Source organism: Halobacillus sp. H74, assembly GCF_052246715.1.
Taxonomy (GTDB): Bacteria; Bacillota; Bacilli; order Bacillales; family Halobacillaceae; genus Halobacillus; species Halobacillus litoralis_A.
Genome location: NZ_JBQQCI010000003.1, coordinates 235,078 through 261,160, shown reverse-complemented (window position 1 = coordinate 261,160; position 26,083 = coordinate 235,078). Strand labels below are relative to the sequence as shown.

The following is a 26,083-nucleotide window of genomic DNA, read 5'->3' as shown; positions in this document are numbered from 1 at the left end:
TTAAGAACAGCCGTAACGTGAAGCGGTTTTCCTTCACGCTACGGGTGGACTTAAGACCTCGAGAGGCTAGGCGCTGGAGCTGGATGAAACAAAAGCGTAAGCGCCTTGTTCACCCCCGACAAGCTTAAGCAAACCTTTGAAGTGGCGGCTTTTTTGCCACAGCAAAGGGGAAGAGAAAGTTCGACTAAGTTCGCAACGTCCTTTTGCAACGGCGAACGCCCCACCTTGTGTAGGGCCAAGACTCGAGAGGGTAGTCGCTAAAAACCCAGAGAGTGTACTTTTATTAATTTCTAAACGAGAACAAAAAAAGAAGCCCTTGTAACAAGGACCTTATGCTATCCATCACTTTGAAAATAAATTAAATGTATTTGTAATCCGCTATTCAAATAAAATCCAGCCTCTTTACTGCTCCAAATAAACAGAAAAGAGGCTGGATTCCTATAATCATCTAAGTTGTTCAAACACATTTCTCACTTTTGGAACTACATAATGGCTTCCCTCATCAACATCCTCGATCATCATGGAAATCATTAGGTCAGGATTTTCCGTATCCCAGGCAATGAACCAGCCATTTTCCTGACCATTTTCATCTTCAAGTGACTGCTTCAATTCAGCTGTACCTGTTTTACCAGCAAGGCTCTTCCCTTCTAGCTCCGCATCATGTGCCGTTCCTTCCGAATCCTGGACGACGGCTTTCAAGCGTTCCCTTACTATTGCTGCAGTCTCTTCGCTCATAATATTTTCATGCCATGCTTGACCCGTTTCTTCTTCTTTTAAAAGAGTGGGCTTTAACATGGTTCCATTTGTCACAAAAGGGGTATAAGTCATCGCCAGGTGAAGGGAGCTCATCTGAACTTGACCTTGACCATATCCCGTATCTGCAAGCAGTGCCTCATTGTCGAATGCCTCTCCATTGAGTATTTGTGAACTTTGGATTGGATAAGAGAAAGGAATGTCTTCTCCAAAGCCGAATTCATCCGTTTCTTTCATAAACGTTTCTCCTCCAATTTTAAGAATAGACCGGGCGAAATAAATATTATCTGAACGCATTAAAGCATCACGTAAGTTCACCTGCTCATCGACAGCTGCACCATCAACTCTTGTCACTTTGTATCCACCCCAATCATCCTTCGAATACGTCTTCCCACTAATGGCCATATTCTCTTCAGGGTTTATATTTCCCGTCTCCAACCCGATTGCTGCGGTGATCGGTTTAAAGGTTGAACCCGGGGAGTAAGTTTTATTGAATTTGTTAATTGTCGTTTCAGCTCCATTTGGATTCAGTATCTCCTCATTCGGATCATAAGAGGGCGTGCTGACAAGTGCTTTCACTTCTCCCGACCTAGGATCAATCGCAGAAGCCGTGCCAGAATCATCTTTCATTTGTTCATAGACAGCCCGTTGAACATCAGATGAAATGGTCAATGTAACATCTTCACCATCCTTAGCGGGGGTTTCAGCCAAGACAGCTTTACGTTCCTCTTCTTTATTACGGATGACTACAATCCCGCCAGGCTCTCCACGAAGTTTGTCTTCCATCACAGACTCCAAACCTCTTCTGCCAATTTGGTCCCCTGCACTGTATCCTTCTCCTTCGTGTTCATCAAGATCTTCAGCCGTCACCTCATCGACGTATCCTGTCAAGTGGGCAGCAGCTTCGCCTAAAGGATACCGTCTAGCGTCCTCATCATCTTGAAAGGAAATCCCACTAGGCAATTCGTTAATCGCATCAATGGTCTCTTCATCTTCAGCGTTAATCGAAGCTAAAGGCACAAATGTGTCTTCTGTCACCCAGGATTGCCCTAATTGTTCATCAATATATTCAACAGATATATTCAAGATTTCCGCCAGTTCTTGTTTCAGGCGGGTCACATCTTCCTCAGAGTTTTCTCCCATCTGACCAGGTGCAATACCGACTTGCTTCACTCCACCATTTACAGCTAAGGGTTTTCCATCCACATCGAAAATCTCACCTCGCTCAGGTGACAATGGCCAGGCGTGAACAGTGTCCCCCTCCTCCATTTCAGGAAATATCATCGAAGAGCTCCAATCCACAGCCCAGCGATTTTCTTCCTCACCTTCTTCGTATACAAGCTCAGCGGAATGAGAAAATTGGATTTCTCCACCTAGGGAATCCATACTCACTCCATATTCGAATGACGGCTTTTCTTCCGTATCATATTCTTGATCTTCTTCAGGAAGTTCATATGTAACAGCAAGCTCTTTCATCCCTATACCCTCATAAATTGCTGTATAGCGATCGACAAACTCTTCCTCACTCATCAGACCTTGGGAACTTTTGCTCAGCATCCCGTACATTTTTGCATACTCTCCACTTTCCCAGGCCTTCATATATGCTGTGAACGTATCTTCCGGATTCGGTTGTTCAGAACATGCAGTAAGGCCAAGAAGCAAGAGGGAAAAGATCACTAAAATCCAACGCTTCATGCTATCACCCCTTTTATGTAACATCTAGCCAAAATAATCTTCCTTAATTAAGCATTATATCAAAGTTACCTCAAAGAAAAATAATTTCCAAATTAAACCTTATTTCACACCCCCTGTTTATATTGGTATAAAAGCATGGACTTTATGGAATTTTAATTTGTAAGAAGAACTTTTTTAAAAGGGGGAAAAGATATGAAAAGAACTGAAAGTGAAAAAACAGAATCCGATATTACCACACATGGGCAAAATCCTTACGAAATTGTCAAATCATTAATTAAAGAATCTGTTACAAGGCTCGGTTTGCATGAAAACATCTATCATATGCTGAAAAAACCGATGAGAATGTTGGAGGTATCCATTCCAGTACGTATGGATGATGGTACTCTTAAGAACTTCACAGGATACCGTGCCCAACACATTGACATTTTAGGCCCTACTAAAGGCGGCATACGCTTTCACCCGATGGTCAACATTGACGAAGTGAAAGCCTTATCCATTTGGATGTCTTTAAAGTCTGCCATTCTCGATCTCCCACTCGGAGGCGGAAAAGGTGGAGTCATCGTCGACCCTGAAAGCTTATCAGATCGGGAGCTTGAAACATTGAGCAGGACTTACATTAGGAAAATCACACCGATCATCGGTCCTCAAAAGGATATCCCGGCACCAGACGTCAATACGAACCCTGAAGTAATGGGTTGGATGATCGACGAATTCGATCAACTTCGCGGTTATAATATCCCTGGAATGCTGACAGGAAAACCTATCATCATTGGTGGGTCATTGGGAAGATTAGAAGCTACCGGGCGCGGGGTAGTTTTCACAATTCGTGAGGCAGCCAAAGAATTAGGTATGGAACTGGATAAATCCACGGTGGCTATCCAGGGATTCGGCAATGTCGGTAGTATGACTGCTAAGTTTTTACATGAGTTAGGAGTCAAAATCGTTGCTGTCACAGATGCTAGAGGTGGGATTTATCGCAAAGAAGGTATAGACATCCCTGATTTGCTGGAGTTTGTCGGTGACAAGGAGAATTATGCGTCTGATTACCCGCACGCCGATGCCATTACGAATGAAGAAATGTTCGGGCTTCCTGTTGACATTTTAGTTCCAGCAGCGGTGGAAAACCAAATTACGAAGGAGACTGCTCCCACTATTCAAGCAAAAATTCTCGCTGAAGCAGCCAATGGCCCTACCACCCCTGAGGGAGATAAAATCCTCGAGGAAAAAGGAATTTTCGTCATTCCCGATATCCTTTGTAATGCAGGGGGAGTAACGGTTTCCTATTTTGAATGGGTACAAAACTCTATGAACTATTATTGGAAAGAAGAAGAAATCAATCAGAAACTTGAAGAAAAAATGCTATTCGGCTTTAACACCGTGTTTACTATGCGCGAAGAAAAGAAATGCTTCATGAGAGAAGCGGCGTACATGGTTGGAATCAACCACCTCGTCAAAGCCATGAATGCACGCGGATGGATTAAAGACTCCGACTTATCAGACAGCTGATGAATCGGTTAAGTACTTTCATTAAACGGAACCCCCTGAAGCCAGCTGGCTCCAGGGGGTTCCGTTACTTTTATTATTCGATCCAATCACAGGCGATAACACACTGAAATGTATCAAAGACGATCTTTTAAATTGACCCCGATAAATTTCATTTCTGTCATATCTTCAACAGCATATTTGACACCTTCTTTACCAATCCCGCTCTGCTTAACACCACCATATGGATGGTTATCCTGACGGTAAGTCGAAATCTCATTGATCCAGACTCCGCCCATTTCCAATTGATCTGCGACACGGAAGGCCCGGCTGATATCCTTCGTAAAGACCCCCGCCTGCAGACCATAGATCGAATCATTTGCCATCCGGACAACTTCCTCTTCCGTTTCAAAAGGGAGGACCGAAACAATCGGTGCGAATACCTCTTCAGCGATAATCTTCATATCATTTTTGACATTCGTAATGATCGTCGGAGTCAAAATCGTTCCTTTCTGTTCTCCGCCAATTTCGACTTTTGCCCCTTTATCTACGGCATCATCAATCCAAAGCTTAGCTCTTTCTGCTTCTTCTTCGCTGATCATCGGACCAAAATCAGTCGCTTCTTCCATTGGGTCGCCAATGTTCAGAGCTTTCGTTTGTTTTATATACTCTTCCAAGAACGAATCATATAACGATTTATGCACATAGACCCGTTGAGCTGAAATACACACTTGTCCGGAAAATACGAAAGCACCTTTGACTAAATCAGTGACGACATGTTCGACCTCTATATCGTCAAACAGAAGGTTGGGGGAGTTTGACCCTAATTCTAAGGTGACCTTCTTGAATCCAGCTCTTTCCCGGATTCTTCTTCCGACAGGCAAGCTTCCAGTAAAAGTTACTTTATGAACCATATCATGTTCAACAAGTGGATCTCCCACCACTTCACCACGTCCCATCACCAAGTTCAGAGCTCCTGGGGGCAGGCCGGCTTCATGGAACAAACGGGTGAGCATATACGCAGAAACAGGTGTCTTTTCTGCAGGTTTAAAAATGATCGTATTACCAGCTGCAATCGCTGGAGCTATTTTATGAAGTGAGAGATTCAACGGAAAATTGAAAGGAGTAATGGCAGCGACCACACCCAGTGGTTCACGCTTTGTTATTCCTAACCTGTTTTCCCCTCCGATGGCAGCATCCATCGGGATCACTTCACTGCTGATCTGTTTGGCGTGTTCTGACGCGAACCTCAGTACCTGGATGGACCGCTCTACTTCTCCCCTGCTGTACTTCAACGGTTTCCCTGCTTCTTTCGTAACCATTTCGGCGAAAGTCTCTTTTCTTTCTGCCAACAAATCTGCCGTTTTCCGTAAAATATCAGATCTTTGATAAGCAGGCATCTTTTTCATAGTCTGATGAAAAAATTCAAAGCTTTGCTCAATCGCTTTATCCAAGTCCTCGACCACCGCTAATACGACTTCTGCCACTACTTCCTGGTTGTATGGATTTAAGACGGTCAATACTTCCCGATTTTCCCCTTTGACTTCCTCTCCATTGATGATTGAACCAATCCTCATGATGTCACCTCCTTAACAGTTGATATCCCTCAATTTTTCAGTTAATTTCATGTTCTCACCATAGTCAACAGGGCAATCGATCAAGACGGGTTTCTTGAGGCTGATTGCTCGCTCCAATGCAGGCCGCAGTTCTTCCGAGCTCTCGATTTCTATACCTTCCCACCCAAAAGACTCAGCCAATTTAACAAAATCCGGGTTTCCAAAATCGATATAGGAGGGGCGTTGAAATTTTTTCATTTGGTGCCATTCAATCAATCCATACCCATCATCTCTCCACAACAAAATGACAATCGGCAAGTTCAATCTCACAGCCGTTTCAAGTTCTGCCCCTGTCATAAGAAATGAACCATCACCGCAAACAGCTACAATACTGCGATCGGGGTAAACCATTTTAGCAGCAATCGCTGAAGGTACAGCCACACCCATCGAAGCCAGGCCATTTGAAATCAGACACGTGTTCGGCAGGGCTGTGTGAAACATTCGGGCCATCCACATCTTATGAGCACCGACGTCTGAAATGGCAATGTCTTCGTCCTTTAGAACTTCACGAAGATCACAAATGATTTTCTGAGGTTTGACAGGAAATCCATTATCTTGTTTAAAACTCTTCAGTTCCTCAAGGGCATCTTCTCTGATTGAACGGAACCAATCGATTTCCCTCTCTTTCTGAGGCATCACTTTATTCAATTTCCTTAAGTTCTCCTGAATATCACCCACGACATTTAATGACACTGGATAATGAGAATCGATCTCCGCTTCTTCCGTATCCATGTGCAGGATTGGTGTAGTCCCCTCAGGGTTCCAGTTCTCCGGTGGTGTTTCTGCCATATCGAAACCGATAGTAATGATCAAATCGGCTTGTTTGAATCCACATGTAATATAGTCTTTCCCACTGAGCCCTGCCGTCAGTAAACTTAATTCGTTCTTCCAGGACAACGCACCTTTCCCCATAAAAGTATGGACCACAGGTATATTCGTCTTTTCTGCAAATCTTTGAAGCTCTTCAGAGGCATGACCGCGAGTAATTCCATTCCCTGCGAGTATAAGCGGGTGATCGGCCTTTAAAATGAGGTCTGCAGCTTCTTCAATCACCTTATCATTAGCATTCGGTAATGAATGGCCCGTTATAGGCAAAGGCTGCCCATCCACTTCCATACTGGCGATATCTTCAGGAAGATCAATGTGAGTAGCACCCGGCTTTTCCTGCATAGCCAATTGATAAGCTTTTCTCACAACTTCAGGTACAATCTCTCCTGTTTTGATTTGGGCATTCCACTTGGTCACAGGCTCAAAGATATCCACCAGATCATAGTACTGATGCGAGATTTTATGTTGACGATTCATCCCTGCTTGACCAGTGATTGCTATGAGCGGGCAATGATCCATGTTGGCATTCGCCACACCTGTCAATAAGTTGGTTGCACCAGGCCCTAAAGTGGCTAAACAGACCCCCGGTTTTCCTGTCAACCTCCCGTATGTCCCTGCCATAAAAGCGGCGCTCGTTTCATGACGGGTCACAATGAATTCAATATCAGAATCAAGTAAAGCATCCATCAAATCAATATTCTCTTCCCCCGGCACTCCGAAAATGTACTCTACACCTTCATTTTCCAAGCACTTCACAAGCAATTGTGCAACATTCATGTCAATCCCCTTTCGTTACATTGATTTCGACCATTGTTTATTTTGTGTAAAATACCCATAAAATATTTCCTTTTATCAAAATACAGCCAACAAAAAGAGCCTGATCCTATGCCAGCATTCGCTGGTTAAAGAATCAGACTCTCATTTGAATAAGTCTCATTTCAACAGTTGAATTCGATCAAATTCCCGTCAGGATCACTGATAAACACTTGATGCCAATCCGTTTTGTTATTCGGTTTGTTGAGAATTTCCACTTCATTCTTCTCCATTCTTTTTATGAATTGCTTTATATTTTTCACTCTTATTGCAAAATGACCATCACGAGAATCAATCAGTCTCGTTCCTCGAAGTATTTTTCCTTCTGGATGGACAATTAGATGGAGCTGTGTTTGCCCGATTTGATACCATGCACCAGGGAAATCGAAGTCCGGTCGATGGTGGCTTTCCTCAAACCCTAAGATTTCTCCATAGAAATGCTTTGACTTCTCAATGTCCGTTACTAATAGTGATACATGATGAATCCCTTCATACATATTGTATTCTCCTTTCCGCTTTCCCTTAGTTTACTGTAATTTTTTTCATCAGCCAAAATCTTAAATCTTTATAAACTCACGTAACCGTAAGAGGCAGCCATGGAATCATACAAAAACCATAACAAGGATAAAATATAACTGAAAAAACCTCATCTGTTGATGAGGGGTATAAAGGATTATGAACTTTTCCTTATATTATTTTTCCAGGCTTGATCTTCATCAATCATCTTCTTAGCTGCATAAATAAGAATGAATTGAATAATGATCACTGGCAGTCCCATCAGACCTGAAATAACTTCTAATGGGGCGAGTCCGCCAATTCTCATCAATACCAGTGAAAGCACTGTGATGACGGCAGCAATGACGATACGCAAAAGCTTCGGCGGCTCATACTTACTCATATCTCTTGTACTCGTATAAGCAGCCACAGTATACGTCGTGGAATCGAGTGTCGTCGTTAAGAAAATGAGAGCAACAACCATAAATATGATAATTGCTATTTCTCCGAATGGAAGTGTCGAAAGAATTTCCGGGATAGCCGCCATTCGTTCTTCTTCTTTCACAAGGTTAAGAACGGATAAATCCCCTGTCAGGTACCTGTGCACGCCTAATCCTCCAAGAACACCTGTAGCGACCCATGATAATAACGTAGGTGCCAGGAAGTAGGTGAGAATCATCTCTTTTATTGTTCTTCCCCTGGAGATTTTAGCTGCAAATACACTGTGAAGCATCGCCCATGTCGCACTATAAGCGAACCAGAACACAGTATTACTTTGTATGTGGGAAGCTTCACCTTGGTGGACAGAGTCAGTATTCAAGGAAATGTTAAGATAATTGGATAATAAAAAGGACAAGCTATCAGAGAAATAGTTCAAGATGAATACACCAGGGCCGCCCAATAGAATGAATATAGCAAAAATCCCGGCCAAATACATATTCCATGTACTCAAGCGCTTGATACCTTTCTCAATTCCTAAGTAGGCACTAAGTGAAAATAAGAACACCCAAACAATCGTAACTATAATCGTCAGTCCGAAATTCACTTCGATATTTAATAGATGGGAAAGGTTTTGGGTAATAATCGGTGCCCCAAGCCCAAGCGTCACGGCAGCTCCAGCTAAAATACTGACAAGGAATAAAACGTCCAGAACCTTTCCGCCAATCCCATCTGTAAACTTATCACCGAACAGAACTCGGCAAGCCTCGGATATCCTCATTAGTGGTCTTTTTTTCACGTGAAGGATATACCCCATCGCTGGTGCGATCATGACAAAGATAGCGAAAACTTGGAATCCCCATAAGAACATACTATAGGCATTACCCCAGAGCAGCGCTTCTGGTGAACCGGCTTCGACTCCTGCTGGCGGGTCGTTCGCAACCGACGTCCATTGCAGCATCCCCGTCCGCATAATCGTCGAACCTACACCCATGGCAATCAAAATCGATGCATATTCAAATAACGAGAAGCGGGGTTTTTCTTTAGGATCACCAAGTACGACCTGACCATATTTAGAAAATGAAAAATACAATCCTGCGACTACGAGAATGATTCCATACCATAAATAGCCCCAACTGAACACGTCCACAATATAATCAAAAATGGAATTGAGCAATTTTAATGACTCTGCCTCATACATGGCAAAAGGAATACTGATTGCGATCATAATCAGTAATGAGGGGACAAAAATCTTGTAATCAATCAACTTCTTCTTATCCATCGAATCCTCCTATATATCAACGATTTCTTAGGGTCTCTCTTCTTCTACCCGCTCAATGGGAGATAATAACAAAAAAAGTGATGGAAATTTCTTTGAAAAGTGGCTTGTCCATTCAAAAATTCTCACAGGCTTGATGAAATTTTCTTTATCAAATAAAAGAGGCTCCCCTAAACGGACTCCACTGAAGAACTGCAACTTTTTAAGTTATACATCAAATAAAGAAGCCGAGTGGGACGATAAAATCCTCCCACTCGGCTTCTTCTATAATTTCAATGAGATATTTGGGCTCTTACTCCTCCATGAGTCTCTCTTTCAAACCTCCATTTACTGTGTAAATCGCCTTGGTGCGGATTTTGAGCGGTTGCCAAGCACTTATTCTAGAGAATACATGGATGATAGCAATTTTCAGAGGGGCCTCTGTTGATTCCGTGATGAGCGTTCGGTGGTGACGCCTGCGGGGACAGCGCGAGCCGAAGATCCACTTTGTCAAATGATCTTCTTGACCAAGTCAGCTGAGGCCGTGCCCGCGGCAAGCATCCGCCGACAAGCGAATCTAGAGAAGCAACAACAAAATTTCACCGCTTCTCTAGATGTGAAAAGAGTTTTTCAGAGGTTTCCAAAAACGGGAGCCTCTTCCTTTATTCCCCTATTTGTTGAATTTGATCGATGATGCTCGTCAGTTCGTTCAATGTCTGAAAAACTTCCGTATTTTCGATGACCTTTGAATCAAGCTTACCATTTTCCATATTGTCTAAATAGACATTGATACCTTCTAACGCTCGATTGTTGTGATCGACCACTTGATCGTGCAAATCCGCTGTCATATCAGGAGACTCCAGTTCATTGAATTCTTCTATATCTTGTTTCATATCTTCCAATTTCGTTTCGAGTTCTTGCGCCGCTTGATCATCCCTTACAGCTTGTTCGGCAAGAGCAGGCGCCTCTTCAGCAAAGGTATTGGCTTCATTCGCATATTCCGTGGCTTCGTCCACATAAGACAACGTGTTGTTCACTCCCTCGAGTATTGAACAACCTCCAAGCATGGAGCTTACAAGTAGTAAACCAATGGCTATTTTCTTCATGACGTTCCTCCTTAATTTCAAAAGCCTAGAAAACTATTATACCACAGGGAAAATCGTGTTAGAACAAGCTCTCAAGTGCCGCCCCCTCTCGTTAAGCCTGCCTTAGAAGTAGCATTATTGGCCACTATAAAAATAAATATGAAATTTGAATGAGTCATACCATCCTTTTGGAGCACCAAACAACTCTACTACGTGGAAACCAAATTCAAAATGTTTACGGTTTCGATCCTAAACGAAAAAAAGAAACCTCCTTGAGCTTTTCAACTCTGGGGAGATTTCCTTTACTCATGCCCTACTTTCATTAAGCCTTTTGCTTTTCATTCTTTCTTTTTCTTCTTTTCGATATTACTTCTTGATTAGCAGATTTATAGAATGAATAACCCATCAACAGTACGATGACTGAGAAAGGGAAAGCTGCGATGATCAACACATTTTGCAGCCCTTGGGTTCCCCCAAAATACACAATGATCGCAGCCATTGAAGAAAGACAAAGGCCCCAGATAATCTTAACCATACCAGTAGGATTGATTGAGCCCGATGTCGACAACATTCCAAGTACAAATGTTGCTGAGTCTGCGGAAGTGATAAAGAATATCGCAATAACAAATATCGTGATAAAAGACATTAAAACACCGAGCGGATACTGTTCTAACATAGCAAAAGTAGCCGTCTCCATCGGGTATTCAGAAATCGCTGCAATCCCTTGCTGTTCTAGGTCCAGCGCGGACACTCCAAATACCGCGAAAAAGATAAAGCAAACAATTGCTGGAACAAATAATACACCCAGCATAAATTCTTTGATGGTACGACCTTTTGAAATTCTGGCAATGAATATACCAACGAAAGGAGACCAGGAAATCCACCATGCCCAGTAGAAAATCGTCCATCCATCAATCCACTTACGGTTTTCCTCGTTTATCGGTGCGATTCGGAAACTCATATTGAAAAAGTTCGTAATATAATTGCCGATCGAATCGGTGAACATATTCAGGATGTACAACGTAGGACCGACGATCAAGAGGAGAATCATCAGAAGAAAGCCAAGAATCATATTGATGTTACTTAAATATTTGATTCCTTTGCTGATTCCTGACCAGGCTGAAACTATAAATAAGGCTGTAGAGACAATCAAGATGATCAATTGGACACCGTAATTGCTCGGGGTGTTAAAAAGAAAGGCAAGACCTTCGTTGATTTGGGCAGAACCGAATCCGAGCGTAGCTGCAACACCAACGACTGTAGCAACTACAGCTAAAGTGTCGATCAACCTGCCCATAAGCCCCTCCATCCGCTCTCGTCCGAACAATGGAATAAGGGTGGCACTGATCAACCCTGCATAACCTTTATGGAACTTGAAATAAGCAAGGACTAATGCCACAAGCGCATATACTGCCCAAGCGTGGATTCCCCAATGGAAAAAAGAGAATTGCAAGGACTCCTTAATAGCTTGTGCACTGCCTTCCTCGGCATTCGGGCTACTCTTAAAGGCATGAGATATAGGTTCAGCTGTCGTCCAAAATACTAAACCCATCCCCATCCCCGCACTAAATAGCATAGCGAACCATGAAACGAGGCCAAACTCAGGTTTTTCATCCTGTTTACCCAGTTTGATCTGATTAAATCTTGAAAAAATCAAGTAAATACAAAAGGCTAACATCAACATAATGATCAGTAAGTAATACCACCCAAAACGAGTGGAAATAAAAGAGGTCGCTGTAGTAGTTACTGATTTTAAATGTTCAGGAGCTGCTGCTCCCCACAAAACAACCAGCGCACAAACAGCAAGACCATACCAAAAAACCCATGAAACACTTTTCATCTATACTCGCCCCTTATGTAAGATTTGGTCGAAAAACCCGGTTAAAAGAAAAGGGTTCCACAACATTTTCACATGTTACATAGTATTCTATTGCATTGCAAACTGCCTTCCCGCAAAAATCAAACGCTCCCCTCCCCTGTTACAAACCCTTTCCCCCCTGCCAGATTCCCTTAACAACAAGGATTCATATAAAATCTATTCAATTTATCCTGGATATTCAAAACGAATGAATTTTTTTGAAAAGAAAAACGAACACTGAGCTTCACTGAGACGAACTGACGCTCACTGACGTCACTGAGTGGTACTCAATCGCTCTCAGCAGGTTTGGAGACTTTCCTCTTCGCTGATAGGTTTAAATTATGCGAAACAGTCCACAAGGAGGATTTTTCTATGCCTAAACAACGTATTCCATTAGTAGATACAGATATCCATGAACGTGTCCAATATGAAGAACTTCTTCAATACCTGGACGAGCCATTCAAGCACTACATTACGAATTGTCATTGGATACAGGAAAAACATATGCCATACACACAACCTTCCGTGGCAGGGGTCGACAGGGCTGATGCGGTTGTCCCAGACGGAAGGCCTGCCGGCTCCGATTTAGCCTTCATGCAAGAACAGCTTCTTGATGATATCGGCCATGAATTCGGGATTTTGACTGGGGCCTTGGACCCTTCCCCGTCTTCCATGCACGGTTGGTACGAAATGGCCGCAGCTTTAGCGTCCGCTTATAACGATTGGCAAATCGATAAGTGGTTAGACCAGGATGAACGCTTATACGGCTCTTTGCATGTGGCTGCCCAAGATCGTGATGAAGCAGTAAAAGAGATTGAGAGAGTCGGTGATCATCCGAAGATGGTCCAGGTCTTACTGCCGATCGATGACATCATGTGGGGGGACCCGTACTATCATCCAATTTTCGAAGCTGCCGAAAAACATGACTTGATGATCGGCATGCACCATAATGAACCACCTGTCTATTATGGGAAATGGCCAAGATATTTTATCGAATGGCATACGTTGATTCCCACAGCTCATATGAAACAAGTCACAAATATGATTTTCAACGGTGTGTTCGATAAATTCCCTAACCTCGGTCTAATGATGATTGAAGGTGGGTTCACGTTCATTCCTCACCTTATGTGGAAAATGGATCAGCAGTTCAGGGACTTGCGCCATGAAGTGCCGTGGCTCAAAAGAAAGCCAAGCGACATTATGAAAGACCAGGTGCGTTTCTGTACACAACCATCTGAAGAATTAAATAAAAAAGACTTCATGTCACTGATCGATCAAATGGGGACAGACGAAATGATCTGTTTTGCGACAGACTACCCTCACTGGGATTACGACTCCCCTCATAGAGCACTACCGAATTTAGACCCAGAGCTCAAACAGAAAATTTATTCAGAAAATGCCAGAAACTTTTACCCGAAAATACCGAATTCAGGAGGAGAGATTACATGAGAGAGCAAGTCGTTTGTAAAACAACCGATATCCAGCCCGGGCAAATGATGGAATCCGTCTTCGGCAAACAGAATGTCCTGGTTTGCCGGACACCAGACGGGGACTTTTATGCATTTCGGAACCAATGTACCCACCAGGGCGCTCCTCTTCACAAAGGGATGATGTGCGGAGCGACAACGGATCAAAGCGAACCAGGCGAATACCAATATTGTCACAGAGGAGAAATCATTCGCTGCCCATGGCACGGAAGAGAATTTGATATAAAAAATGATGGCCGGATGCTCGCCAATCCCGATAAAAAGCTGCCAAGCTTCAAAGTGCGAGTTGAAAATGAAGATGTCATCGTCTATAAATAATACCCAACTAGAAGGTGAGGAAACATAAAAATGACACAAACTGACAATATAGTGGACGTTATCATCATTGGGGGCGGCCCTACAGGATTATTTGCCGCTTTTTACGGGGGCATGCGGGAAATGTCAGTAAAACTGATTGATAGCTTACCGCAGCCAGGGGGTCAACTTATGGCCTTATATCCTGAGAAATACATTTACGATGTGGCCGGATCTCCAAAGATTCTCGCCAAAGACCTCGTCCACCAACTGGAGGAACAAGCAAAACAGTTCGACCCGCACATGTGCTTAGAAGAAAACGTTCAGAATGTCGAAAAATTGGAAGAAGAGCTTTTCAAAGTAACGACAACTGAAGATGAACATTACGCCAAAACAGTCTTGATTACAAGCGGAGCCGGCGCCTTTCAACCACGTCGACTGAAGCATGAAGCAGCTGATAAATATGAAGGGAAAAATCTTTTCTACTCCATCACTGACTTACAAGCCCATAAAGGTCAAAAAGTCTGCATTTCAGGCGGAGGAGATTCAGCGGTAGATTGGGCCCTTATGCTTTCAGAAATCGCCCAAGAGACAACACTTGTCCACCGACGCAGTCAATTCAGGGCGCATGAACACAGCCTTAATCAATTGAAAGAAACCAATGTCAAAATCAAAACCCCGATGGCAATTGATGATTTGGTCGGCACAGAAGACCAAATTGAGTCTGTCGTATTGAAAGAAACCAAGGGGGAACTATCCGAACAGCTGGAAATCGATTCCTTGATCGTCAACCACGGATTTCTCTCAAGTCTTGGAGCTATAAAAGAATGGGGATTGGAAATCGACAAGAATTCCATTATCGTCAATCAGAAAATGGAAACGAATATTTCCGGAATTTACGCAGCCGGGGATATAACTACCTATGATGGAAAAGTGAAACTTATCGCGACAGGGTTCGGGGAAGCCCCGACTGCAATCAGCCAAGCAAAACATTATATAGACCCTGACACAAGAGTTCAGCCGCCCCACAGCACCAGAGTTCTAGGCGGAGAATGACTCTGTGGCGTTCCAGACTAAATTCACCACGCCACCAGAAAACCATTTACGTGTTCTTCTTGAGCTGCTGCTTACTTTTATGAAAATCAGTCCGCTGACCTTCGGCGGTGGGATCGCTATGATTCCGCACATTGAATCAGAAATCGTAGAGAAAAGAAGATGGTTCACAAGTGAAGATGTTCCGGATATTATCGCCGTTTCTCAATCTGCTCCAGGATCCATCGCCATCAATGCTTCGATTTATATCGGCTATACGGTGAGCGGAATCGGCGGCGCACTTACAGCGATGCTGGGAATGCTCCTCCCTGCTGGAATGATCATTATCCTTTTGACATATCTCTTTTTGACTTATCAAGATTTATCTGTTGTACAAGATGCATTTCAAGGGATACGGCCAGCAATCATCGGACTCATCTTATTTGCAGGTCTTAAAATCGGTAAAGGGGCGATTCATGACCGGTTTACTTTCTTCCTCTTTCTTATTGCAATTTTCTCGCTTGGCAGTTTAGCCATCTCCCCGGTTTTTTTAATCGTTGGAGGAGCTCTAGCTGGCTGGCTATATCATGCCTGGAATAATAGAAGGAGCTGACACAAATGGTTTCCTTCCAATTATTCATCGAATTTTTCATCATCGGATTATTCGGTTTCGGTGGCGGCTATGCGATGATTCCCCTTATGGAGCAGGCGGTTCGTGACCATCAGTGGCTGACTCATCAACAATTTACAGACATCATAGCCATTGCTGGATCAGCGCCTGGACCGATTGCCACTAATTCCGCATTATTTATCGGCTATCAAACATCAGGAGTCGGAGGCGCGGTCATAGCTGCAGGCAGTAATTTACTGCCTTCCCTGATTCTTGTTCTCCTATTAATCAAACTAATCGCCCGTCATTCCCAAACCAAAATGTTGAACCATGGTCTGTACGGCATTCACCCCGTGATTACAGCGCTGATATTTTATGCTGGCATCCGGATGGGTTTACAAAATGAACTATTTACGAATTTAAAGGATTACCCACAATATTTCATTTTAATTATGGCGATGTTTTTACTGCACAAAAAGGTATCCCCTGTATGGGTGATTTGTCTTTCTGGAATGTTAGGAATATTGATTTACGGTTTTTAAAGGAGGAAAAAAATGATCAAGAAAAAAATGTACATTAATGGAGAATGGGTATTGGCTGCTGCTGGCCATACACGTACGATTATAAACCCATTCAACCAAGAAGCGATTGCAGAAGTTCCTGAAGGTGATGAGTCCGACTCTCAATCAGCGATTGACGCTGCCAGGAAGGCTTTCGACCATAGTGAGTGGCCTCATATCCCAGCGACAGAACGAGGAAAAATCGTCCTGAAAATTGTTGAATTGATTGAACGGGATCAGCAGGAATTAGCTGAGCTTGAAACATTGGATACAGGTAAAACATTGTCTGAAAGCTTGGATGACATGAAGGATATCGCAGAAGTATTCCGCTATTATGGAGGGCTTGCGGATAAAGATGGCGGAGAAATGACCGCCTCCCCTATTCCTGATTCAAAAAGCAAAGTCGTAAGAGAACCTGTAGGGGTCTGTGGGCAAATTACACCTTGGAACTACCCGCTATTGCAGGCTTCTTGGAAACTGGCTCCAGCGCTTGCTGCGGGAAATACCCTTGTCATTAAACCAAGTGAAATCACACCATTGACCACGATCAAAATATTAGAGCTTATTGAAGAAGCTGGCGTTCCTGAAGGGGTAGCCAACCTGGTGTTAGGCTCCGGGGCGGACACAGGTCAACTCCTTGCCGAAAGCCATCAAGTTGACCTTATATCGTTTACAGGCGGGCTCGAAACCGGCCGCAAAATCATGAAAGCAGCTTCAGGAAACTTCAAAAAGCTTGCTCTTGAACTAGGTGGGAAAAACCCGAATATAGTCTTTGCTGATGCAGATTTCGAAACTGCTTTAGACCAAGCCTTGAATGCAATTTTCTTCCACGCCGGGCAGGTATGTTCAGCGGGAGCCCGCTTACTTGTTCAGGACTCGATCCATGATGAATTCGTAGAAGCCTTGGTTAAACGAACTCAACAAATCAAGCTCGGCAATGGTTTTGATGACTCCACACAATCAGGACCGCTCATTTCAAAGGAACACCGTGAAAAAGTGGAAAACTATGTAGACATCGGTATCAAAGAAGGAGCAAACTTGGTTCTCGGCGGTAAACGACCTGCAGCCGAAGAACTACAAGCAGGGTTCTTCTTTGAACCAACGATTTTCACAAACTGTGACACCTCCATGCGAATCGTCCAGGAAGAAACTTTCGGGCCAATCTTGAGTATCGAACGTTTCCGTAGTGAGGAACAAGCGATTAAATTAGCCAACGATTCTATTTACGGACTGGCAGGAGCAGTTTGGACAACAGATATAAGAAAAGCCGAACGAGTGGCCGGCGCTTTGAGAATGGGAACCGTATGGATCAATGATTTCCACCCTTACTTCGCACAGGCTCCCTGGGGTGGCTATAAAGCTTCGGGAATAGGGCGTGAACTTGGCAAGCAGGGACTTGAAGAATATACGGAAGTGAAGCATGTATATGAGAATACGAACCCTTCTCCTCTTCATTGGTTTTAATGACCATTCAAGTGAACAAAAAAAATAAATCGAGCAGCATGTTTATTTGAAAGCAAATTAACAATTGACCGTGATAACCACAACGAAAACATTAAAGGCTCAGGTGGATACTAACCACCTGAGCCTTTAATGTGTAATTTTTTTTCAATAATTTTGCATTAACAGCTTAAACTCAGCTGAATGACTCAGACCACAAGAGATCGACAAAAGACGCCCCTGATATTAAACAAGGGCGCCCTGCTCATTTTAGTTTACATAAGTTTCAGATTTCATCTCGCGGCGGCGTTTGTGTAAGATTGGTTCGGTATAACCGTTCGGCTCTCTTCTTCCTTCAAAGATCAGGTCACATGCAGCTTGGAAAGCAATGGATCGGTTAAAATCAGGAGCCATTGGCCGGTATTCTGGATCGTGACTGTTTTGACCATCTACGACTTTCGCCATCTTCCTTAATGTTTCTTTCACCTTTTCTTCATTCACAACTCCATGGTGAAGCCAATTAGCCATATGCTGACTTGAAATCCGAAGCGTTGCACGGTCTTCCATAAGACCCACGTCATCGATATCGGGGACTTTGGAACACCCGACGCCATGATTGACCCAACGGACAACATATCCTAATATCCCCTGGGCGTTGTTTTCAAGCTCCTCCTGAATTTCCTTCTCGGTCCAATTCGCATCCAATGCCGTTGGTACTTCAAGAATTTCATCCGTTTTGTCTTGAATTGTTTCCAGCAACTGATCTTGAGCAGCTTTCACATTGATCTTATGATAATGCAAAGCGTGTAATGTAGCTGCCGTTGGTGAAGGGACCCAGGCTGTATTCGCTCCCGCTTCCAGCTGGCTGTGCTTCTGTTCGAGCATAGATTTCATCATTTCCGGCATCGCCCACATACCTTTTCCGATTTGGGCTCGTCCTTGCAGTCCTGTACTCAACCCGATATTGACATTTGATTGCTCATAGGACTGGAGCCATGTGGAAGACTTCATCTCTTTTTTTCGGATCATTGGCCCTGCAGCCATTGAGGTATGAATCTCATCCCCAGTTCGGTCAAGAAACCCGGTATTGATAAATACGATTCTTTCTTTGACCTGATGGATACAATTTTTCAGATTCAGGGTCGTTCTGCGTTCCTCATCCATCACCCCGATTTTAATCGTATGTCTCTCAAGCCCCAGCATATCTTCAATGCGATCGAGCAATTCATTAGCAAATGCTACCTCTTTTGAACCGTGCATTTTTGGCTTAACGATATAAATGGAACCCTTCTCAGAGTTTCGGTAACGGCTGTTTCTTAACAGATCATGCTTAGCGACAAGACTCGTAACAACCCCATCCATGATCCCTTCAGGAACTTCCTCTCCATTCCCATCCAGAATGGCAGGAGTTGTCATCAAGTGACCGACATTACGCATGAACATCAGCGAGCGTCCATGTAGTGAGGTCTCTCCCCCATGAGGGTTCGTATAATGACGGTCAGGTTGGAGTTGACGCGTGACTTCTTTGCCACCTTTATCAAAAGTCGAGGTCAGCTCACCTTTCATAAGACCAAGTAAATTTTTATATACGCGGACTTTATCCTCTGCATCTACAGCTGCCACAGAATCCTCACAGTCCATAATAGTCGTCGTGGCAGACTCCATCAAAATATCTTTGACGCCTGCTGCATCATTCTTTCCTATCGGGTGTTTACGGTCTATTTGAATTTCCAAATGCAGACCATTATTCTCCAATAAAATCGCTGAAGGATCATCTGCCGGGCCTTGGAAACCTTTGAATTTTTCAGTCTCTTCCAGTTTCCTTTCTGTACCATCTCCAACGGTTACGCACAGCTCTCCACTCGTGACCTTATATGTAACTGCGTCTTTATGAGAAGATGCAGTTAAAGGAGCGATCTGGTCCAACACTTCCTTCGCATACAGCACTACTTTCTCCCCTCGTATAGGGTTATACCCCCCTACACGTTCCGCTCCATCTTCTTCATTGATGACGTCTGTTCCGTAAAGCGCATCATACAGGCTGCCATAACGGGCATTGGCTGCATTCAAAGCGTAACGGGCATTATCTACAGGGACAACCAACTGCGGTCCCGCCTGTGTAGAAATCTCGTCATCTACATTTTCGGATGTAATCTTGAAGTCTTCTACCTGCGGCTCTAAATACCCGATTTCCTGCAAGAAAGACTTGTACTCTTTGAAATCATAACTTCCAGGATGTTCGTTGTACCATGTATCCAACTTGCTTTGAAGAGCATCCCTTTTTTCTAGAAGATCTTTATTTAGTGGTGTTAAATCTGCAAGTAATGATTCAAAGTCACTCCAGAATTGTTCATTCACAATCCCGCTTTCCGGAAGAGCTTCTGAAACAATGAATTCATACAAAGCACTGTCTACCTGCAAGGTGCCGACTTTCACATAATCGCTCATTTATATTCCTCCTCCATGAAATAGTTGTATCCAGCATTCATTGAACTCTCATAAAAAGGACTTCTATGATTTTACCGCCAATATAAACCCCAGCTACACCAAGCACACCAGCGAGGACAGGAGGGGCTGGTAAAGGAAGTTTTATCAATTTGAAAACGACACCGATTACAATTCCCGCTACCATAGCGAGGAGTGCTTCTTTTACCATTTCTGTTCCTCCTCCCCGATCTTATTGTGGAATTTTATTTAATTTCGGATCGACTGTCTGTAAATTATCTGTGAAAGGTGCTGTAATTACGCCTTTTTCGGTAATGATGCCGCTGATCAAATGGTTTGGAGTGATATCAAATGATGGATAAAGAGCAGCCGTACCTTCTGGAGCAATTTTCACTCCCTTTATCTCCGTAACTTCGCTCGAATCCCGCATTTCCACCTCAATATCCTCTCCACTTTCGGTATCAAAATCAATCGTATGGCTTGAGGTGGCTGTATAAAATGGAATCCCATTTTCCTTGGCTGCAAGTGCGTGCATATAAGTCCCGACTTTATTGGCCAAGTCTCCATTTGCCGATACACGATCAGATCCTACGACAATTTTGTCTACACGGCCGGTGTTCATACAAAATCCAGACATGTTGTCAGTGATCAACGTGTGAGGAATACCGAATTTTTTCAATTCATAAGCGGTAATCCGTGCCCCTTGTAGGTAAGGACGAGTTTCACATGTAATGACATGGATATTCTTGCCTTGTTCATGAGCGGTACGGATGACCGATAATGCTCTCCCCCCATACCCCGCACCGCCTAAGGCACCGGAATGGCAGTGAGTCATAATGGTATCTCCATCTTCAATCAACGCTGCTCCATGCTTTCCTAATTCATATTCGAAAGCTAACTGACGTTCCAAAATCTCTACAGTCTTCTGCTCCATTCCTTCAACGAGATCCTGGCCCGTCCCGTTAATGGCTTCAACCATTTCATCCACCGTTTTCATTAAGTTGACAGCGGTCGGTCGTGTACTTTTCAATAATTTTCCTGCTTGTTTTATTTCATCAGGGTCTCCATCTGATACGTAAGCAGCTAAATACAGTCCGTAGGCCCCGCATATACCAATAGCTCCTGACCCGCGAATCATCATTGAACGGACCGCTTCTGCTAGGTGTTCTACAGTGGAACAAGTTACAATGTCTTCAGAGAATGGCAGTTTTGTTTGATCGATGAGTTTTAAGACACCTTCTTCAAACCATATCGGCAGTGCCAATTCCTCTCCCTGATAACGTTTGACAAGCTCATGAATGGTCGTCATAGATTCCCCTCCTATTCCCATTAATTCGGGACTGGTACACCAGCCCGCAATTGAGTCAATATGAATGATTGTTTCGCGGTCGCTTCTGCAAGATCGACGACATTATACGCAGCTTCAAGCGTCGGTCCGACCGAACAGACCCCGTGATCCTTCATGAGTGCTATTTTGATATCTGGATATTGGGTGAATACATCTGTTACATGTTGGGCCAATTCCTTCGATCCTGAAGGGGCTACATCAGCGACTGGAACGTGCCCGAGGAGTTTTCGTGCAGTAACGGTAGGGAGGGGGAGTTCCTCTCCCAAACACGCATAGCCTATGGCGTAGTTAGGATGACAGTGGACTACGGCATTGACGTCAGGACGGACTCTATAAACCCCCAGGTGGAAGCCGATTTCTTTAGAAGGTTTTCCTTGCCCTTCAACCACCTCACCATCCATATTGACGACTAGTGCATCTTCTCTGCTCACTTCCCCTAAGCTGATACCGCTTCGTTTGATTAATACATGATCTGTCCCCGGGATTCGGACACTGATATTGCCACCTGTCGCCTGGGTAAAACCCTTTTGATACACTTTATGAGAAACATGCTGCAGTTCCTTTTTCAATAATTCATAGCTCATGTTCATTTCCTCCCATTATAAAAATTATTATAAAAGCTCTCCACATAAGGTCTGAGTCTATCAGCAAAGCCGACCGCTTCCCTACTATTTTTCCGAAGGGCTTCAGCACGTTCCTGAACACGCTCAATCACTTGTTGCTCGTTGAATGCAGTAATTCTATTATTTCTAAGGACCCACTCTCCCCGAATCATGACAGATTCTATGGATTGACCATTTTCATGGAACACTAGTTGAGAGATTTCGTCGTGAGTATTCGACCATGTCGTCGTATTCTTCCTGAGAAAAACAAGATCAGCATCATACCCTTCCCGAATTTCACCTCTGCGATTTCCATATCCCATGATATTCGCTCCATGGACCGTGGCCATTTCAAAAGTTTGGGAGGCTTTGGGCCAGTTCTCAAATGCCCTCTCATCTACCCGGTGCATCATTGCTGCAAATCTCATTGTCTCAAAAAGACTATGCGAGGTCCCACAGTTCGAAGCATCGGTTCCCAGCCCCACCGGAATCCCCCTTTGAAGGAATTCGGCGATCGGTGCTTTACCACTTCCTAATGTCATATTACTGCCGGGATTATGAATCACCGATACTCCTCTTCCTTTCAAGAGATCCAATTCCTTGGCTTCAAGCCATATCGCATGAGCAACTGATAATCGTTCATTCAAAATACCAGCATTCTCCATGTGGGCTAACATCCCGCCATTGTAATGAACGTTTCCAAGATCTCGTTGAATCAACGTTTCCAACAAGTGTGTATGAACTTTGAGGTCAAATTCCTCGCTAAGATGACTGCATAAATCCAATGCTTCAAATGAACAACGCTGTGGCGCGTTGGGTCCGAGTATAATATGGATTCTGCCGTCCCGTGTATGCCAATTCCGAATAAGATCATGATAAAAATCATGCATTTCCGAAACTGTGCGAGGAGCCCCAGATTCGAGTTCTTCTCTTAACTCAACCGGCAGTTTCAACTTCAGGAAATGGTGATCGGGAACATCGTGCAGCATAGGTGCGAAGGATACGTGCATTCCTGAATCACGATAAGCTTCTAAAGCTGCTTGGGATCTTGGTAAATGTGGAAAATGATCAATACATCCAGTCACACCACTACGGATCATTTCAATGGCACCAAGCAAAACAGCAAGATAGATATCTTCATCTGATAAAGAGTGTCCATAAGCCACCGTATATAAGGACCAGACTTCTAGTGGTAAATCATGTTCGGTCCCCTTCAGTAGATTTGAATAAGAGTGATAGTGAGCATTGGTCATTCCAGGGATGATCAATTGTCCCGTGGCATCAATGGCTTCAGAGTTATTGTCAGAAGAAGGGCCTGAAGGAAAAATCTTTTCAATTTTCCCTTCTTTAATGAAGATGTTTCCCCTCTTCACCCCACCACACTGTGGACTTATCCATTCAGCATTTTCAATCACTATACTCATGCTGAACCTACACTTGGGTAATCTCTAATTTGTCCAGCTTTTCTTTACGGGCTTTCAAAGCTCTTTCATAGGCTTCATGAGCAATGGAAGGTTTATCATCAGTAGCTAGTTCAATCGTTTTTAAGAAAAGATCTTTGATTTTATCCTGGTTATCAATGACCACATTTTTATGTGTATCAAGATCCGGCGGGACATCCGTCGTACCAGCCGCCAGGTCCGTTGACATCGTCACAACCGCATAAGCAATTCCCAGTTCTCTGGCAAGGATGGCTTCTGTCGCATTCGTCATCCCGACAACATCCATGCCCCACTGCTTGTAAATGTTGATTTCTAACGATGTTTCATAACGAGGGCCATCGACACAGATATAATTCGCTTTAGGTGTGACTTGAAGATTCAGCTCTTCTGCTGCTTTCAAAAAAGTTGCATTAAGATCCGGACAATAAGGTTGTGTAATTTCCACAGAATATTTATCATACGTGGAAACCCGTTTAGTCGTCACATCCATGAACTGATCAAGTAAAGCGAGTGCCCCTACCGGAATGTCAGGATTCAATGACCCTACCGCGCACATCGCAAGCACATGGTCAGCCCCCAGCTTTTTTAACGCCATCATGTTTGCTCGATAATTGATTTGGTGAGCGAGACTGTCATGAGATTTCCCGTGGCGAGGTAAGAAGTAAATTTCTTTTCCAGCATGTTCTCCCTCGTAAACGACAACATCTCCGTATTCTGTGGATACATTCTTCTCTTTCATTCCATCAACCAAATTATAAAAACCTGTGCCCCCGACAATACCTATTTTCATAGCTTTTGGCCTCCTCAAATTATTTGAATTATTGATTTAGTAAAGATGGGAAAAAGTAAGATTTCCCTGAAGCTTTTTTCAGATCATCCCAATGACTGAGAATCTTAGTAGCTTCTGTAGCCACGGCGATGGACTGTTCCACACCCTCACCTTTATACTCAAATTCATCTTTGACCCGGTTAGCTACAGCTGTAAAAATAGCCCCGGCTCTTAAATTAAATAAGCTGCTTAATGTAAGCACAGTGGCAGCTTCCATTTCAAAGTTCAGCACCCCTGCACGTTGCATATCATCCATAATGGTGTTCATCCAGCTTTGGTTATAATTGTTGAACCCCGGACGACCCTGACCACAAAAGAAGGAAGCAGCGGTATAACCGATTCCTACATGGTAATTCACCCCTAATCGTTCAGCAGCCTCAATCAGAGCCATTACCACTTCCTGGTTAGCAATCGCAGGGAACTTTTGATCGACATATTGATCACTAGTGCCGTCGTAACGTACAGCACCTGCACAAATAATTAAATCTCCAGGAGCGATATTTTCCTGCATTGCTCCACAGGTTCCTACACGTAAAAACGTTTCCGCCCCGACTTCAGCTAATTCTTCAAGCGCACTTGCCGTCGATGGCCCGCCTGCCCCTGTTGAACAAGCTGAAATACCAACACCGCCTACCTTTCCCGTATATGTAACATGTTCACGGTATGTGGCGATATGTTTTTTCTCGTCCCAATATTCAGCCATCTGGCCGACACGTTCCGGGTCACCTGGCAGCAACACATATTTTTCTACGTCTCCCGGACGACACCTTATATGATACTGGGAATGATCCTCTGATTCTGGTCGATTAGCTTTTGCTTTCCATTTAAGATCCTGAACCAACTTGAACAACCTCCTCTTTGTTTTCCTTGATCCACTTTAAGATGGAATCAACAGTCAAATATGTTTTATTCGAATCTAAATTCGTTAGTGCATTGGCGAAAGTAGTGATTTGCGGTGGCTGGAGCCCGGCCTCTTCCATAATCCCTTTGTCGGAAAAAACAATACTCGCTTGATCATCGGCGATTTTTTCACTTTGATTCATGACCACTGTGCGACAGTTCAGTTCTCCGATTAAATGCATATCATGGGTGATAAGGACGACGATATGGCCATGTTCCTTGAACATCCTCACAAGATCCAGCACTCGTTTACAGCCTTTGTGATCCTGTCCTGTCGTAGGTTCATCAAGGACAATGACTTTAGGAGAGACGGCCATGATCGATGCCATCGCCACTTCTTTCCTTTGACTCGAATTCAAGTCAAAGGGATTATCCTCTAAACGCTCTCCTAGATCAAAGAGCTCAATCGCCCTGTTAACTCGTTCCTCTGTTTCCTCTTCAGACATTTTCAGATTCGTACAACCGTAAGCTAATTCCTTTCCGACAGTAGGCAAAAAAGTCTGATGGTTCGGGTTTTGGAAAACATAACCGACTAAACTTGATAATTTAGAAATCCTTTCTTTCTTTGTATTAAGCTCCCCTACCGTAATTTCACCAGTCGTAGGTGTAAGCAATCCATTAAAATGTTTAACGAGTGTCGTTTTTCCTGAACCATTGCTTCCCAAGATGGCAACGACTTCCCCTTCAGAGATATCAAGATTGATATCCTTGATTGCCGTCACTCCATTCGGATAGACATGGGACACATTTTTCACTGAAATATATGGCTTCAT

Annotated in this window: 23 protein-coding genes; 8 read left to right on the top strand and 15 right to left on the bottom strand. The window is 43.7% G+C overall.

Annotated features, from left to right (window positions below; genetic code table 11):
• Positions 1-444: 444 nt before the first annotated feature.
• On the bottom strand, positions 445-2,448 hold the full coding sequence (locus ACTWPX_RS07695) for a penicillin-binding transpeptidase domain-containing protein (protein ID WP_443119216.1): 2,004 nt from the start codon (positions 2,446-2,448) through the stop codon (positions 445-447).
• 192 nt (positions 2,449-2,640) lie between these two features.
• On the opposite strand from ACTWPX_RS07695, the gene ACTWPX_RS07690 reads away from it, so the two are divergent.
• Positions 2,641-3,954 (top strand): Glu/Leu/Phe/Val family dehydrogenase, encoded by a 1,314-nt coding sequence (locus ACTWPX_RS07690; protein ID WP_443119215.1) that lies wholly within the window; start codon positions 2,641-2,643, stop codon positions 3,952-3,954.
• A gap of 113 nt (positions 3,955-4,067) precedes the next feature.
• On the opposite strand, the gene ACTWPX_RS07685 is transcribed toward ACTWPX_RS07690, so the two are convergent.
• From ACTWPX_RS07685 to ACTWPX_RS07670, 4 genes are all read right to left on the bottom strand, one after another.
• Positions 4,068-5,507 (bottom strand): aldehyde dehydrogenase family protein, encoded by a 1,440-nt coding sequence (locus ACTWPX_RS07685; RefSeq protein WP_443119214.1) that lies wholly within the window; start codon positions 5,505-5,507, stop codon positions 4,068-4,070.
• Between the two features lie 12 nt (positions 5,508-5,519).
• On the bottom strand, positions 5,520-7,151 hold the full coding sequence (locus ACTWPX_RS07680) for an acetolactate synthase large subunit (protein ID WP_443119213.1): 1,632 nt from the start codon (positions 7,149-7,151) through the stop codon (positions 5,520-5,522).
• A 161-nt stretch (positions 7,152-7,312) separates the two neighbouring features.
• A complete protein-coding gene (locus ACTWPX_RS07675; RefSeq protein ID WP_443119212.1) occupies positions 7,313-7,684 on the bottom strand; it encodes a VOC family protein in 372 nt (123 codons plus the stop codon).
• A gap of 176 nt (positions 7,685-7,860) precedes the next feature.
• A complete protein-coding gene (locus ACTWPX_RS07670) occupies positions 7,861-9,402 on the bottom strand; it encodes a BCCT family transporter (RefSeq protein WP_443119211.1) in 1,542 nt (513 codons plus the stop codon).
• 442 nt (positions 9,403-9,844) lie between these two features.
• On the opposite strand from ACTWPX_RS07670, the gene ACTWPX_RS07665 reads away from it, so the two are divergent.
• On the top strand, positions 9,845-10,072 hold the full coding sequence (locus ACTWPX_RS07665) for a hypothetical protein (protein WP_443119210.1): 228 nt from the start codon (positions 9,845-9,847) through the stop codon (positions 10,070-10,072).
• On the opposite strand, the gene ACTWPX_RS07660 is transcribed toward ACTWPX_RS07665, so the two are convergent.
• Both ACTWPX_RS07660 and ACTWPX_RS07655 read right to left on the bottom strand, forming a co-directional pair.
• On the bottom strand, positions 10,041-10,484 hold the full coding sequence (locus tag ACTWPX_RS07660) for a DUF6376 family protein (protein WP_443119209.1): 444 nt from the start codon (positions 10,482-10,484) through the stop codon (positions 10,041-10,043). The genes ACTWPX_RS07665 and ACTWPX_RS07660 overlap by 32 nt on opposite strands.
• A 301-nt stretch (positions 10,485-10,785) precedes the next feature.
• A complete protein-coding gene (locus ACTWPX_RS07655; RefSeq protein WP_443119208.1) occupies positions 10,786-12,303 on the bottom strand; it encodes a BCCT family transporter in 1,518 nt (505 codons plus the stop codon).
• Positions 12,304-12,693: 390 nt separating this feature from the next.
• Here ACTWPX_RS07655 and ACTWPX_RS07650 point away from each other — a divergent pair, with 390 nt between their 5' ends.
• From ACTWPX_RS07650 to betB, 6 genes are read left to right on the top strand one after another with little or no spacing between them, the layout of a single operon-like run.
• A complete protein-coding gene (locus tag ACTWPX_RS07650; protein WP_443119207.1) occupies positions 12,694-13,770 on the top strand; it encodes an amidohydrolase family protein in 1,077 nt (358 codons plus the stop codon).
• A complete protein-coding gene (locus ACTWPX_RS07645) occupies positions 13,767-14,126 on the top strand; it encodes a Rieske (2Fe-2S) protein (protein ID WP_443119206.1) in 360 nt (119 codons plus the stop codon). The genes ACTWPX_RS07650 and ACTWPX_RS07645 overlap by 4 nt, the downstream gene beginning before the upstream one ends.
• A gap of 30 nt (positions 14,127-14,156) precedes the next feature.
• On the top strand, positions 14,157-15,158 hold the full coding sequence (locus ACTWPX_RS07640; protein ID WP_443119205.1) for an NAD(P)/FAD-dependent oxidoreductase: 1,002 nt from the start codon (positions 14,157-14,159) through the stop codon (positions 15,156-15,158).
• A 4-nt stretch (positions 15,159-15,162) separates the two neighbouring features.
• A complete protein-coding gene (locus tag ACTWPX_RS07635) occupies positions 15,163-15,747 on the top strand; it encodes a chromate transporter (RefSeq protein WP_443119204.1) in 585 nt (194 codons plus the stop codon).
• Positions 15,748-15,752: 5 nt separating this feature from the next.
• The gene (locus tag ACTWPX_RS07630) at positions 15,753-16,286 is read left to right on the top strand and encodes a chromate transporter (RefSeq protein ID WP_443119203.1); all 534 of its coding nucleotides are present in this window, start codon (positions 15,753-15,755) and stop codon (positions 16,284-16,286) included.
• 15 nt (positions 16,287-16,301) lie between these two features.
• Complete coding sequence (betB, locus tag ACTWPX_RS07625; RefSeq protein WP_443119512.1) at positions 16,302-17,768, top strand: betaine-aldehyde dehydrogenase; 1,467 nt, start codon at positions 16,302-16,304, stop codon at positions 17,766-17,768.
• 246 nt (positions 17,769-18,014) lie between these two features.
• On the opposite strand, the gene ACTWPX_RS07620 is transcribed toward betB, so the two are convergent.
• From ACTWPX_RS07620 to ACTWPX_RS07585, 8 genes are read right to left on the bottom strand one after another with little or no spacing between them, the layout of a single operon-like run.
• Entirely contained in the window at positions 18,015-20,192 is a 2,178-nt protein-coding gene (locus tag ACTWPX_RS07620; protein ID WP_443119202.1) for a malate synthase G, read from the bottom strand.
• Positions 20,193-20,229: 37 nt separating this feature from the next.
• On the bottom strand, positions 20,230-20,400 hold the full coding sequence (locus ACTWPX_RS07615; RefSeq protein ID WP_128524495.1) for a DUF1427 family protein: 171 nt from the start codon (positions 20,398-20,400) through the stop codon (positions 20,230-20,232).
• A 21-nt stretch (positions 20,401-20,421) separates the two neighbouring features.
• Complete coding sequence (gene mtnA / locus ACTWPX_RS07610) at positions 20,422-21,498, bottom strand: S-methyl-5-thioribose-1-phosphate isomerase (RefSeq protein WP_443119201.1); 1,077 nt, start codon at positions 21,496-21,498, stop codon at positions 20,422-20,424.
• Positions 21,499-21,518: 20 nt separating this feature from the next.
• Positions 21,519-22,121: a class II aldolase/adducin family protein gene (locus ACTWPX_RS07605; RefSeq protein WP_128524497.1), complete on the bottom strand. Its 603-nt coding sequence runs from the start codon at positions 22,119-22,121 to the stop codon at positions 21,519-21,521.
• Between the two features lie 2 nt (positions 22,122-22,123).
• Positions 22,124-23,563 carry an amidohydrolase family protein gene (locus ACTWPX_RS07600; RefSeq protein ID WP_443119200.1) on the bottom strand — a complete coding sequence of 480 codons (1,440 nt, stop codon included), beginning with the start codon at positions 23,561-23,563 and terminating at the stop codon, positions 22,124-22,126.
• Positions 23,564-23,570: 7 nt separating this feature from the next.
• Complete coding sequence (locus ACTWPX_RS07595; protein WP_443119199.1) at positions 23,571-24,371, bottom strand: MTAP family purine nucleoside phosphorylase; 801 nt, start codon at positions 24,369-24,371, stop codon at positions 23,571-23,573.
• A 28-nt stretch (positions 24,372-24,399) separates the two neighbouring features.
• Entirely contained in the window at positions 24,400-25,251 is an 852-nt protein-coding gene (locus ACTWPX_RS07590; RefSeq protein ID WP_443119198.1) for a nucleoside phosphorylase, read from the bottom strand.
• On the bottom strand, positions 25,235-26,083 hold the full coding sequence (locus ACTWPX_RS07585) for an energy-coupling factor ABC transporter ATP-binding protein (protein WP_443119197.1): 849 nt from the start codon (positions 26,081-26,083) through the stop codon (positions 25,235-25,237). The genes ACTWPX_RS07590 and ACTWPX_RS07585 overlap by 17 nt, the downstream gene beginning before the upstream one ends.

What these genes read in the sequence shown, in the direction of transcription:
- ACTWPX_RS07695 (WP_443119216.1), bottom strand. Translation starts at nt 2,448, where the DNA reads ATGAAGCGTTGGATTTTAGTGATCTTTTCCCTCTTGCTTCTTGGCCTT.
- ACTWPX_RS07690 (WP_443119215.1), top strand. Translation starts at nt 2,641, where the DNA reads ATGAAAAGAACTGAAAGTGAAAAAACAGAATCCGATATTACCACACAT.
- ACTWPX_RS07685 (WP_443119214.1), bottom strand. Translation starts at nt 5,507, where the DNA reads ATGAGGATTGGTTCAATCATCAATGGAGAGGAAGTCAAAGGGGAAAAT.
- ACTWPX_RS07680 (WP_443119213.1), bottom strand. Translation starts at nt 7,151, where the DNA reads ATGAATGTTGCACAATTGCTTGTGAAGTGCTTGGAAAATGAAGGTGTA.
- ACTWPX_RS07675 (WP_443119212.1), bottom strand. Translation starts at nt 7,684, where the DNA reads ATGTATGAAGGGATTCATCATGTATCACTATTAGTAACGGACATTGAG.
- ACTWPX_RS07670 (WP_443119211.1), bottom strand. Translation starts at nt 9,402, where the DNA reads ATGGATAAGAAGAAGTTGATTGATTACAAGATTTTTGTCCCCTCATTA.
- ACTWPX_RS07660 (WP_443119209.1), bottom strand. Translation starts at nt 10,484, where the DNA reads ATGAAGAAAATAGCCATTGGTTTACTACTTGTAAGCTCCATGCTTGGA.
- ACTWPX_RS07655 (WP_443119208.1), bottom strand. Translation starts at nt 12,303, where the DNA reads ATGAAAAGTGTTTCATGGGTTTTTTGGTATGGTCTTGCTGTTTGTGCG.
- ACTWPX_RS07650 (WP_443119207.1), top strand. Translation starts at nt 12,694, where the DNA reads ATGCCTAAACAACGTATTCCATTAGTAGATACAGATATCCATGAACGT.
- ACTWPX_RS07645 (WP_443119206.1), top strand. Translation starts at nt 13,767, where the DNA reads ATGAGAGAGCAAGTCGTTTGTAAAACAACCGATATCCAGCCCGGGCAA.
- ACTWPX_RS07640 (WP_443119205.1), top strand. Translation starts at nt 14,157, where the DNA reads ATGACACAAACTGACAATATAGTGGACGTTATCATCATTGGGGGCGGC.
- ACTWPX_RS07630 (WP_443119203.1), top strand. Translation starts at nt 15,753, where the DNA reads ATGGTTTCCTTCCAATTATTCATCGAATTTTTCATCATCGGATTATTC.
- ACTWPX_RS07620 (WP_443119202.1), bottom strand. Translation starts at nt 20,192, where the DNA reads ATGAGCGATTATGTGAAAGTCGGCACCTTGCAGGTAGACAGTGCTTTG.
- ACTWPX_RS07615 (WP_128524495.1), bottom strand. Translation starts at nt 20,400, where the DNA reads ATGGTAAAAGAAGCACTCCTCGCTATGGTAGCGGGAATTGTAATCGGT.
- mtnA (WP_443119201.1), bottom strand. Translation starts at nt 21,498, where the DNA reads ATGACGACCATTCATGAGCTTGTCAAACGTTATCAGGGAGAGGAATTG.
- ACTWPX_RS07605 (WP_128524497.1), bottom strand. Translation starts at nt 22,121, where the DNA reads ATGAGCTATGAATTATTGAAAAAGGAACTGCAGCATGTTTCTCATAAA.
- ACTWPX_RS07600 (WP_443119200.1), bottom strand. Translation starts at nt 23,563, where the DNA reads ATGAGTATAGTGATTGAAAATGCTGAATGGATAAGTCCACAGTGTGGT.
- ACTWPX_RS07595 (WP_443119199.1), bottom strand. Translation starts at nt 24,371, where the DNA reads ATGAAAATAGGTATTGTCGGGGGCACAGGTTTTTATAATTTGGTTGAT.
- ACTWPX_RS07585 (WP_443119197.1), bottom strand. Translation starts at nt 26,083, where the DNA reads ATGAAGCCATATATTTCAGTGAAAAATGTGTCCCATGTCTATCCGAAT.